The 1990-nt window shown below is 78.8% G+C and carries 1 protein-coding gene and 1 pseudogene; both read right to left on the bottom strand.

All coding sequences use genetic code 11. The features are described 5' to 3' along the window. Positions 1-529: pseudogene (locus PAI11_RS24260) on the bottom strand (thiol reductant ABC exporter subunit CydC); the annotation flags it as partial. After that, a partial coding sequence (cydD, locus tag PAI11_RS10910) for a thiol reductant ABC exporter subunit CydD (protein WP_081488369.1) occupies positions 526-1990 on the bottom strand: 1465 nt, incomplete at its 5' end. The pseudogene PAI11_RS24260 and the gene cydD, both read right to left, overlap by 4 nt.

Genomic DNA, 1990 nt, shown 5'->3' on the forward strand with positions numbered 1-1990 from the left:
CGGCGACCGGCAGCGCGACCGCCCCGGCCAGCAGGACCCCGGCGAGCACCGCCGCGGCCGCCGGCAGCACCAGCGCCGCGGTCGCGAGCGCCGCCAGGCCGACGACGGCCGCGACCGCGATCGGGGCCAGCGAGCGCAGGTACGCGTCCTGGACCCCGTCGACGTCGGACACGATCCGGTCGCCGGTGGCCGTGCCGCGCGTGCGATCGCCGCTGCGATCGGCGGCGACGGCGGCGAAGCTGGCGGCCCGCAGGCGGGCGAGGATCCGCAGCGTCGCATCGTGGCCGGTCAGCCGCTCGCCGTAGCGGGCGACGGCCCGCAGGACGCCGAAGCCGCGAACGGCGACGATCGCCACGGTCAGCGACAGCACCGGCGGCGCCTGCGAGGCGCGGGCGATCAGGTAGCCGGACAGTGCCAGCAGGGCCGTGCCGGCAGCGGCCGCCACGACGCCCGCCAGCGTCGACAGCAGCAGGCCGCGGCGCTCCTCGGGCGTGGCCAGACGCAGGGCCCGGACGGCGAGCGCGATCATCGCGGGGCTCCCGCCGGGGTCGCGATCCGCTCGCCGCGCTCGGCCCGGTCGTCTCGCCGCCCCGCCCGCAGGCGCAGCGTCCGGTCGCCGAGCCGCTGCGGCAGCGGATCGTGGGTGGCGACCAGCGCGGTCCGTCCCCGCAGCAGCCCCGCCAGCGCCTCGACGACCTGCTCGGCGGTCCGCTGGTCGAGGTTGGCGGTCGGCTCGTCGACGAGCACCAGGTCGGGGTCGCGGAGGAGCGCGCGGGCGATCGCCAGGCGCCGCCGCTCGCCGGCCGAGAGCGGCAGCCCGCCGTCGCCGAGCGGCGTGTCGAGCCCGCCGTCGAGGGCGGCGACCAGCGCCAGCAGCCCGACCTGCTCGAGCACCCGGCGGACCTCGCCGTCGGTCGCGTCGACCCCCAGGCGGACGTTGTCGCCCAGCGACGCGGGCAGCAGCACCGGCTGCTGCGGGACCCAGGCGATCCGCCGCCGCCAGGCCGCGGGATCGATCCGCGACAGGTCGTCCCCGCCGCAGCGCACGCGACCCTCGTCGACCGCCGTCAGGCCGAGCAGCACGCGCAGCAGCGTGGTCTTGCCGGCGCCGGAGGGACCCCGCAGGATCGTCGTCGTCCCCGGCTCCAGCGTCGCGCTCAGGCGGTCGAGGGCGGGGGAGCGGCGGTCGGCGTGGCGGACGGTCACCTGCTCCAGCACGATCGGCGCGACGCGCGGGTCGGCGACGCCCTCCGCGCCGCCGCTCGTCGCGGGCCGTGCCCGGAGCGGGCCGGTGACCCCTTCACCGCGAGTGACGGGCCCCGCCGCGCCGTCCACCGCCATACCGGCCCCGTTGTCCGCTCCCGCCGCCGCCAGCTCGCGCAGCAGCGGCTCGGCGTCGGCCGCGGCGTGGAACTCCGCGCCCAGCCGCCGCAGCGGCAGGAAGACCTCGGGCGCCAGCACCAGCGCGGCGATCGCGGGACCGAAGTCCATCATCCCCTCGGCCAGCCGGATCCCGCAGGCGACCGCCACCAGCGCGGTGCCGAGCATCGCCATGAACTCCAGCACCAGGCCGGACAGGAACGCCTCGCGGAGCGTGGCCATCGTCCCGCTGCGGTAGTGCTCGCCCGCTCGTCGCACCTGCTCGACCTGGGCCCGGTCGCGGTCGTGGGCCTGCAGCACGGGCAGGCCACGCAGCACGTCGAGCAGGTGCCCGCCGAGCAGCGCCAGCCCCGCGTGGCGACGGTCGGCGGCGGCCTGGGCCCGGTGGCCGACGAGAACCAGGAAGACGACGACCAGCGGCGCGGCGACGGCCAGCAGCCCGGCGCTGAGCGGATCGACCGCCGCCACCGCGGCGAGCACCAGCAGCGGCGTGACGGTGGCGACGACCGACGCCGGCAGGTAGCGGCCGGCGTAGGCGGCGACCGCGTCGGCGCCGTGGACCCAGGCGGCGGCGACGGCCCCCGGGCGCGCGTCCGGCGTTCGCGCCGCG

The sequence above is a fragment of the Patulibacter medicamentivorans genome (genome assembly GCF_000240225.1).
GTDB classification, from domain to species: Bacteria; Actinomycetota; Thermoleophilia; order Solirubrobacterales; family Solirubrobacteraceae; genus Patulibacter; species Patulibacter medicamentivorans.